We start from the raw sequence: 8,168 nt of genomic DNA, 5'->3' as shown, positions 1-8,168 counted from the left end.
TTCAGCCCGACGCCTACCTCATAACCCACGCCCACAGCGACCACTACGGCAAGTCGGCGATGCTCTCGCCCGAGGCGATCGCGTCGCGGGAGACGGCCCGTGCCCTGGAGATCAGGCACGAACGGAGGTACGAGGGTCGGACCTTCCTGGTGGGCGGGAGCATCATGGTCGACGAGCTGGAGATCAAGACCTACTCCACCGGCCACACCATCGGCTCGGTCGCCTTCGGTTGGGAGACGGAGGTGGGGACTCGGGTTCTGGTCACCGGGGACGTCAAGAACTACGAGCATTTGCCCAAATGCGATCTTCTGGTGACAGAGGCGAACTACGGCGACCCCTGGGACCCTGCCTGCCGGTTCGAGGACGACATCGTCGGCTTCGGCGACGCCGTCGAGACGGGAGCCACCTTTGGAGCCTACGCCTTCGGCAAGGCCCAGAGGGCCGTCTCCCTCATCCGCGCCCTGGGCCGCAAAGAGGAGATCGGGATGGACGCTAAGAGCCTCGCCCTCACCCGGGAACTCCTCCCGGGCTTCGGCCCCTTCACACCGGTGGAGGAGAACGGGACCGATCTGAATGTAGTGTCGCCCTGGGAGCTCTCCAGCGTGAGGTCGAATCGAAAGTACGTCCTCACCGGGAGGAGTGACCTCCCCTTCACCCAGATCAGGCTCAGCGACCACCTCGACTTCAAGGGGCTGATGAGGATGGTGGAGAAGATCTCCCCCCAGGCCGCCCTGATATACCACCCCGAGGGTAGGAGGGCGAACATGATGGCCCACCACCTCCGGGAGCTGGGGATGACCTCGATATCGGTCAGCGAGATCGAGGATTCTTTTTAAAGCGGTCTTTTATGGTGCGGGTATATGCAGGTGTATCCAGGTGTATGCGGCCGTTCGGGCCGGATCAGAGATAGTACGTCAGTAGCGGCACCATCAGAACTCCCATGGCGTGGGTCTTTCTTATCCCGGCGAAGGGCGCCACCAGGCCCACGGTCGTCGCGATGAAGAAGATGAAGAGGCCGAATACGCCCGTGAAGCCGAAGGTCATCGCCGTCAGAAAGGCGAGAGTTGAGATGCAGAGCCTCCTGTAGTCAAGATCTCTGACCATCTTCGCCGCGGCCCTTCCGGCCAAAAGGGTGGCAAAGTAGGAGAGGATCGAGATCCCCAATACGATCGTCACCATTACCAGGAGGTGGGCTATGTCCAGGTCCACCAGCTCCTCTATGGCGGCGGCCGCGCCGCTCCGGGGCCTTCCCACCACCAGGAGCGCCACCAGGGCGAAGAGGGAGTTGGCGGTGTTCACCCCGGAGACGGAGATGATAAACTCGCGGCCCGACCCCTCCGAACCGAGCCTGGTGACGACGGTGGCCACCGCTGGGGTCACCCCCGGAACCCAGGCCACCACCGATCCCGCCAGCCCTCCCAGAAGGGCCGACCTGGCGATCGTCTGTGCCGCAAGGTCGAACTCCGTCTTCCTCTGATCCGGGATCTCGGCCTTGGAGGCGAGGCTCAAGATGAGCATCGAGGCCCCGAAGAGGCCTCCGAGGAGGGGGAGGAGGACCTCGGGCTCAAAGCCCAAAGGCGAGCTGGCGAGGTCCTGGTGGCCTAAGGCGAATATGCCCAGGTACCCGCTGGCCAAAAAGAGGGCGAGGGCGAAGAGCTTGTACTTTAGAGGGGCAAAAGATCCCTGCCCCTCAATTATCCGGCCCCTCTCTGTCAGGATCATGAGGGCTGCGATGGAGAGGAGGATGGGGCCGATCTGATCCATGAAAGGGCCGTAGAAGCTGCCGAATAGGAGCGATAGGGGTACTATCAGCACCAGGGCCACCAGGACCGAGGACGCGCTCCCCAGGGCCGAGAGACGGACGGCCTCGATACCCCTTCCCTCGAGCATCATCTCGTGGCCGGGAAGGACGGCGAGAGCGGTATCGGCGTCGGGAGCGCCGATGAAGATCGAGGGCACTATGTCCAGGAAGGTGTGGGTGACGCTCGCCGCCAGGATCGCCGCCGCGATGTCGAAGGGATCGAGCCCCAGCTCCAGGAAGGCGGGAGATAGGGCCAGCATCAGAGCCGCAAAGTTGTTGGTGTGCAGGCCTGGAGTAAGGCCGCTGCATATCCCCAGGAAAAAGCCTACCAACACCGATATTGCGAGAAAACTATCGATCATTTCTGTCAGAAGTATCTGCTCTATACTGATAAAAAATTTTCGGTATCATCATCTCAACCGTCAGCGGCCCGGGCCCATGGCTGGCCCTGCGCTCAGGAACGTGAAAACCCTTAAATACTGTTAATCAGGTGGTTGTAGCGATCCGCAGAGGGTGCGGAAGCTCGCCCCTCTCTGGCGCATGGACCAGATGGTCTGAACGCGGGCTTATCGCGCGTGAGTCGGCCTCCGAGAAGGGGGCTTATGCGGAGGATTAATAATGAAGATGGTCAAGAAGACAAACCCGAGATTGGTCGCTCTCATCGACGATCTCAAGGCCGCCACCCGAAAGAACGGGGCGGCGATCTGGCGCGATGTCGCCTGCAGGCTCGAGAAGCCGAGGCGGAACTATGCCGCCGTAAACGTCAGCAAGATAAACAGGCACACCGCCCCTGAAGACCTGGTTCTGGTGACGGGAAAGGTTTTGGGGTCGGGAGATATCGATCACAAGGTGACCGTTGCAGCGCTCCATTTCAGCGAACAGGCCGCGTCGAAGATAAAGTCGGCCGGTGGCGAATGTCTCAAGATAGAAGAGCTGGCCGAGAAATATCCGAAGGGTTCCGGTATAATTATTCTGAGGTGATCTGATGATTATCGATGCATCTGGGATGATCCTGGGACGTCTGGCAAGCCTCGCCGCCACCGAGCTTCTCGCAGGAGAAGAGATCGCGATCGTCAACGCCGAGAAGGCCATAATCTCAGGTCGAAGGGAGAGCGTCTATCGGGAGTACGAGGAGATGAAGAACAAGGGCTCCACCGAGAAGGGACCACACTACCCAAAGCGGCCTGAGAGGATCATGAAGAGGACGGTACGGGGGATGCTCCCTCACAAGACCAAACGGGGTCGCGACGCCATGTCCCGGCTCAAGATCTACGTGGGAGTTCCTTCGGAGTTCGAGGGTATGAAGATCGAGCGGCCAGAGGCTGCCAAGATGACGCGTCTGGGCACCGCCAAATACGTAGAACTCGGCGACGTAAGCCGAAAATTCGGATCCAAATTCTGAGGGGGGTCAGCATGAAGATAACCAACTCGTCGGGTAAAAACAGAACGGCGATCGCCAGGGCCACCTTGACCGAAGGCAAGGGAAGGGTCAGGATCAACAGCAAACCTCTGGAGATCTATGAGCCCGATTTCGCCAGGCAGAAGATAGCAGAGTCGGTAATGATAGCCCAGGACAGGGTCTCAGGGCTGGACATCGACGTCAAAGTTCGCGGAGGCGGATTCATGGGTCAGGCGGCCGCCATCCGGACCGCCATAGCCCGAGGTATAGTGGAGTGGACCGGCGACACCGCCCTGAAAGAGGCCTACATGGAGTACGATAGATCTCTCCTGGTCAACGACCACCGGCAGAAGGAGCGCAAGAAGGTCGGCGGCCCCGGCGCTCGAGCCAAGTACCAGAAGTCTTACAGGTGAGTCTGCTTGATCCCTGTGCGATGTTTCACCTGTGGAAACGTCATTTCTGATGTATGGGAGGAGTACAAGGAGCGCACCAAGTCTGAGCCACCGGGGAAGGTGATGGACGACCTGGGCATCGAGAGCTATTGCTGTCGTCGCATGCTCCTGACCCACGTGGAGATCGTTGACGTGCTTCGACGGTATCAGTAAAAGGTGTGGGGTTGTGGGGTAGCCTGGTCCATCCCTCGGCGTTCGGGACGCCGTAACCTGAGTTCGAATCTCAGCAACCCCACCATTCGCCTTTCTTTTGAGGTGGCCACTTGACGGATTCGATGGATGAAGAATATACGCGATATGAGCGCGCACGGATAGTGGGGGCTCGAGCTTTACAGATTTTGATGGGCGCCCCGGTATTGATCAAGACCGAGTCCATAGACCCCCTCGAAATTGCCCTTGAAGAGATGAGATTGGGAGTCGTTCCCATCACCGTTAAACGGGATCGTAGAACCTCTAGGTAGGTGACATTTTTGGAAGATGAATTGACAACTCCAACTGAAGACTATGAGACGCTTATCCCCATAGATGAGTATCTTGCGGCTGGCATACACATAGGCACTCAGCAGAAGACGAAGAGCATGATGGACTACATCTACAGGGTGAGGACCGACGGCCTCTACGTCCTCGACGTCCAGGCGACGGACAGGAGGATAAGGCTCGCGGCCAGGTTCCTGGCCAAGTACGACCCCTCCAAGATCCTGGTAGTATCGGCGAGGCAGTACGGCCAGCGTCCTGCGACGATGTTCTCCAAGTCGGTCGGCGCCAGGGCGATAGTCGGCCGGTTCATACCGAACACCCTGACCAACCCCAACTTCTACGACTACGTCGAGCCTGACGTCGTGGTGGTCACAGATCCCAGCGGCGACAGCCAGGCGATAAACGAGGCGATCGACGTGGGGATTCCGGTGGTAGCCCTGTGCGATACCAACAACCTGACCTCCAATGTCGATCTGGTGATACCCACCAACAACAAAGGCCGAAAGGCCCTGACCCTGATCTACTGGCTCCTGGCAAAAGAGATCCTCAAGGAGAGGGGAGAGGAAGATCGGTTCAGGTACTCGGTTTCTGACTTTGAGATGGAGCTTTGATCTGATGAGACGTCCAGCAGTGGCAGGCTCGTTCTACCCCCGCCACCCCGATGAGCTCAGAGAGGAGCTGGAGGCCGCCTTCAGCGACGCCGTCGGCAGCGAAACTCTGCCCATCCGGGGTGCCGTCGTCCCCCACGCCGGCTACATCTACTCCGGAGCGGTGGCCGCGGAGGTCTACGCCAGGCTCCCGGAGAGAGAGACCTTCGTCCTGATCGGGCCGAACCACCAAGGCCTCGGTCTTCCCGTCGCCCTCTCTCGGGACTCGTGGATGACGCCTTTGGGGGTCGCGGAATGTGACCTCGAGCTGGCGGATGCCCTGACTGGAAGCATAGTCGAGGTGGACGAGTCGGCTCACCTCTATGAGCACTCCCTAGAGGTCCAGATACCGTTCCTCCAATCTCGGTTCAAGGGCTTCAAGATCCTCCCCATATGCATGGGGCTGCAGGACGAGGAGACGGCCGTCGAGGTGGGGGAGGCTGTAGGCGAAGCCGCAGAGAGGCTGGGCCGGGACTGCACAGTCATAGCCAGCAGCGACCTCACCCACTACGAGCCTCAGGACGAGGCGAGGAGGAAGGACGCCCGGGTGATAGAGGCGATCCTGAGGATGGACGTCCCCTCGATCTACAAGACCGTCTACGGCCTGAACCTCACCGCCTGCGGTTACGGCCCCATATCGGCGGCCATAACCGCCTCCAAGATCCTTGGAGCCGAGACCGGCAAGCTCCTCCGCTACTCCACCAGCGGCGACGTCATCGGAGATTTCAGCCAGGTGGTGGGTTACGGGGCGATAGCTTTCGTCTAGGAGGCGGGAGAACCTGACCTCTGCCTCGGCTCCCGGCAAGGTGATACTCTTCGGAGAGCATGCCGTCGTCTCCGGAGCCGTCGCCTTGGGCGCGGCCGTGGATCTGAGGGTCAGGGCTCGGGTCGAGGATCTGCCGGGGGGGGTTGAGATATCGGCCCCGGACCTCCGGATGACCCTCGAGGGGATAGGCCTCGACCCCTTCTCAGGCGCGGTTCTGACCGAAGATCTCAGCGAGAGGGCAGCTCACGCCACCCGCTACGTCTCTGCGGTTTTAAAGGAGTTTGGGGCGAGGAATCTCAGGGTCATCCTGGAGTCGCAGATTCCTCCCGCCTCCGGGCTCGGGTCGTCGGCTTCGGTCGTCGTCGCCACTCTGGGAGCCCTGAGCAGTCATCTGGCGCTGGACCTCTCCACCGACGAGATCGCAGAGGAGGCCTACAGGATAGAGAGGTCCGTCCAGGGGGGGCTCGGCTCGCCTACGGACACCGCCCTGGCCGCCTTCGGCGGATACCAGATCGTAGAGGGATCGGCGAGATCGATCGCGCTTCCCCAGATGAGGCTCGTGGTGGGGTTTACGGGCAAGCCTCACGACACCCGAGCCGAGGTCGAGAAGGTCCAGAGGTTCGGGGCCAGGTATCCGGAGATCGCAGAGCCCATATTTCGGGCGATGGGGGAGATATCGAAGAGGGCGCCCGATTGCATAAGAGAGGGCCGGCTCGAGGAGCTGGGGATTCTCCTGAACGCGGGCCACGGCCTTCTGGAGTCGATCGGCGTCGGTACCCGGGAGCTCTCCGAGCTGGTATACGCCTCCCGGGGGGCGGGTCGGGCCTATGGCGCGAAGCTGACCGGAGCTGGCGGCGGAGGGTGCGTAATAGCCCTGCCCCGGACCGGCCCCGAGAACGTTCTGAGGGTGATGACCGCCATCGTCCAGGCGAGGGGTGTGCCCTTCTCCGTGGTCACTGGATGCGGGGGGCTGAGCCTCGAAGATCCGAGGGGCGGTATATGACTGTGATCAAAATTCTTAAGGTCGGCGGGAGCGTCCTGACCGACAAGACCAGGCTCGAATCGGCGAGGATAGAGACGATCGAGAGGATCGCCGCCGAGATCGCGAGGTGCGGGACTGGCCTGGTACTGGTCCACGGGGCTGGGTCCTTCGGCCACATCCACGCAAAAGAGTATGGCCTGGCCGAGAGTTTCAGCCCGGAGGGGATTCTTGAGACCCACAGGTCAGTGGTCCGGCTGAACGATCTCGTAGTCGAGAGGCTGAGGCGGGCGGGGTCGAGCCCCGTCCCTGTCCACCCTCTCAGCTGCACCGTCCTCAGAGGCGGCAGGATCGAGGCGATGGAGACGGAGCAGGTCGTCGAGATGGTGGATAGAGGCTTGGTCCCGGTCCTCCACGGCGACGTGGCCATGGATCGGTCGAAAGGTGCCGGGATAGTATCCGGCGACCAGCTGGTAGCTCACCTGGCGAGGTCCCTTCTGCCCGGGATCGTGGCCCTGGGGACGGCCGCCGACGGCGTCCTCTTCAACGGCGAGCCTCTGGCCGAGGTGAGACGGGAGGATCTCTCCCGGATCGGATCGGAGCTGGGAGCTTCGGCAGGGGTGGACGTCACCGGCGGCATGAGGGGCAAGCTCGAAGAGCTTCTCGACCTGGCCGACGAGGGCGTCTCGTCTGTGATATTCAACGCCGAGAGGGCTGGCCTGGTCGAGAGGGTCCTCGCAGGGAAGAGGGCCGGAACCCTGGTGGAGGGGAGGAGGATATGACCACAGGCAAGAGAAAGCTCGACCACATCAGGATCTGTATCGAAAAGAGGGTGGAGGGCGAGAGGAGGCCCTTCGACGACCTGGCTTTCGTCCATCGAGCCCTGCCGGGGATCGACGCCGACGAGATCGAGACCAGATGCCGGTTTCTGGGCAAGGATCTCTCGTTTCCCTTCATGATCTGCGGGATGACGGGAGGCCACCCCGATACGAAGGAGATCAACATGAACCTGGCCCTGGCGGCCCAGGAGGTGGGGGTGGCCATGGGGGTCGGGTCCCAGAGGGCGGCCCTGGAGAGGCCCGAGGTCGAGGAGACCTTCTCCGCGGTGAGGGATGCGGCACCGACGATCCCCATCGTGGGGAACATCGGGGCGGTCCAGCTCAAGAGGGAGGGGCCCGAGGTGGTCGACCGGTTGGCGGAGATGATCGACGCCGACGCCATAGCCGTCCATCTGAACTTCCTCCAGGAGAGCGTCCAGCCGGAGGGGGAGACCGAGGCCCGGGGCGCCATCGAAGCCATAAGGTCCGCCGCCGCAGGGAGAGTTCCCATCATCGCCAAAGAGACGGGGGCCGGGATATCGGCGGAGGACGCTGGGGCCCTCCTCGCTGCCGGGGTGGAGGTAATCGATGTTGGAGGCGTTGGCGGGACCAGCTGGTCGGGGGTCGAGGCCTATCGGGCGGAGGAGAGGGGAGATGCCGAGTCCGCGAAGATGGGACGGCTCTTTCTGGACTGGGGTGTCCCAACGCCGGTGAGCGTTGTAGAATGCTCTTCCCTGGGGGCCGAGGTGATCTCCTCCGGAGGAGTTCGAAGCGGGATAGACGCCGCCAAGAGCATCGCCCTGGGGGCGAGCCTGGCGGGGGCCGCTCT

The 8,168-nt window shown here is 61.8% G+C and carries 12 protein-coding genes and 1 tRNA gene; 12 read left to right on the top strand and 1 reads right to left on the bottom strand.

What is annotated here, in order from left to right; all coding sequences use genetic code 11:
* The coding region (locus tag ACP5EL_RS08030) for a hypothetical protein (RefSeq protein WP_428401989.1) at positions 1-836 on the top strand (836 nt) is incomplete at its 5' end.
* Positions 837-900: 64 nt separating this feature from the next.
* Here ACP5EL_RS08030 and ACP5EL_RS08025 read toward each other — a convergent pair.
* On the bottom strand, positions 901-2,136 hold the full coding sequence (locus ACP5EL_RS08025) for a tripartite tricarboxylate transporter permease (RefSeq protein ID WP_428401992.1): 1,236 nt from the start codon (positions 2,134-2,136) through the stop codon (positions 901-903).
* 283 nt (positions 2,137-2,419) lie between these two features.
* On the opposite strand from ACP5EL_RS08025, the gene ACP5EL_RS08020 reads away from it, so the two are divergent.
* The 11 genes from ACP5EL_RS08020 to fni form a co-directional block, all read left to right on the top strand.
* The gene (locus tag ACP5EL_RS08020; RefSeq protein WP_428401988.1) at positions 2,420-2,782 is read left to right on the top strand and encodes a 50S ribosomal protein L18e; all 363 of its coding nucleotides are present in this window, start codon (positions 2,420-2,422) and stop codon (positions 2,780-2,782) included.
* 1 nt (position 2,783) lies between these two features.
* On the top strand, positions 2,784-3,203 hold the full coding sequence (locus ACP5EL_RS08015) for a 50S ribosomal protein L13 (protein ID WP_428401991.1): 420 nt from the start codon (positions 2,784-2,786) through the stop codon (positions 3,201-3,203).
* Positions 3,204-3,214: 11 nt separating this feature from the next.
* On the top strand, positions 3,215-3,613 hold the full coding sequence (locus ACP5EL_RS08010; RefSeq protein WP_428401987.1) for a 30S ribosomal protein S9: 399 nt from the start codon (positions 3,215-3,217) through the stop codon (positions 3,611-3,613).
* Positions 3,614-3,619: 6 nt separating this feature from the next.
* Positions 3,620-3,805, top strand: a complete 186-nt coding sequence (locus tag ACP5EL_RS08005) for a DNA-directed RNA polymerase subunit N (RefSeq protein WP_048144385.1) — start codon at positions 3,620-3,622, stop codon at positions 3,803-3,805.
* Positions 3,806-3,812: 7 nt separating this feature from the next.
* Positions 3,813-3,890 (top strand) — tRNA-Pro (locus tag ACP5EL_RS08000).
* A 37-nt stretch (positions 3,891-3,927) separates the two neighbouring features.
* Positions 3,928-4,113: a DNA-directed RNA polymerase subunit K gene (locus ACP5EL_RS07995; RefSeq protein WP_428401990.1), complete on the top strand. Its 186-nt coding sequence runs from the start codon at positions 3,928-3,930 to the stop codon at positions 4,111-4,113.
* Positions 4,114-4,740: a 30S ribosomal protein S2 gene (gene rpsB / locus ACP5EL_RS07990; RefSeq protein WP_428401986.1), complete on the top strand. Its 627-nt coding sequence runs from the start codon at positions 4,114-4,116 to the stop codon at positions 4,738-4,740.
* A 4-nt stretch (positions 4,741-4,744) separates the two neighbouring features.
* Positions 4,745-5,542 carry an MEMO1 family protein gene (locus ACP5EL_RS07985; protein ID WP_428401985.1) on the top strand — a complete coding sequence of 266 codons (798 nt, stop codon included), beginning with the start codon at positions 4,745-4,747 and terminating at the stop codon, positions 5,540-5,542.
* Between the two features lie 40 nt (positions 5,543-5,582).
* Positions 5,583-6,545, top strand: coding sequence for a mevalonate kinase (gene mvk / locus ACP5EL_RS07980; RefSeq protein WP_428401984.1), 963 nt, complete (start codon positions 5,583-5,585; stop codon positions 6,543-6,545).
* Positions 6,542-7,303 (top strand): isopentenyl phosphate kinase, encoded by a 762-nt coding sequence (locus ACP5EL_RS07975; protein WP_428401983.1) that lies wholly within the window; start codon positions 6,542-6,544, stop codon positions 7,301-7,303. The genes mvk and ACP5EL_RS07975 overlap by 4 nt, the downstream gene beginning before the upstream one ends.
* On the top strand, positions 7,300-8,168 hold an 869-nt coding region (gene fni / locus ACP5EL_RS07970; protein WP_428401982.1), incomplete at its 3' end, for a type 2 isopentenyl-diphosphate Delta-isomerase. The genes ACP5EL_RS07975 and fni, both read left to right, overlap by 4 nt.

Source organism: Methanocrinis sp. (assembly GCF_049974945.1).
Lineage (GTDB): Archaea > Halobacteriota > Methanosarcinia > Methanotrichales > Methanotrichaceae > Methanocrinis.
Note: the sequence above shows the minus strand (reverse complement) of the source record. Positions and strands in the feature narration are given on the sequence as shown.

What these genes read in the sequence shown, in the direction of transcription:
- ACP5EL_RS07995 (WP_428401990.1), top strand. Translation starts at nt 3,928, where the DNA reads ATGGATGAAGAATATACGCGATATGAGCGCGCACGGATAGTGGGGGCT.
- ACP5EL_RS08020 (WP_428401988.1), top strand. Translation starts at nt 2,420, where the DNA reads ATGAAGATGGTCAAGAAGACAAACCCGAGATTGGTCGCTCTCATCGAC.
- ACP5EL_RS08010 (WP_428401987.1), top strand. Translation starts at nt 3,215, where the DNA reads ATGAAGATAACCAACTCGTCGGGTAAAAACAGAACGGCGATCGCCAGG.
- ACP5EL_RS07975 (WP_428401983.1), top strand. Translation starts at nt 6,542, where the DNA reads ATGACTGTGATCAAAATTCTTAAGGTCGGCGGGAGCGTCCTGACCGAC.
- ACP5EL_RS07985 (WP_428401985.1), top strand. Translation starts at nt 4,745, where the DNA reads ATGAGACGTCCAGCAGTGGCAGGCTCGTTCTACCCCCGCCACCCCGAT.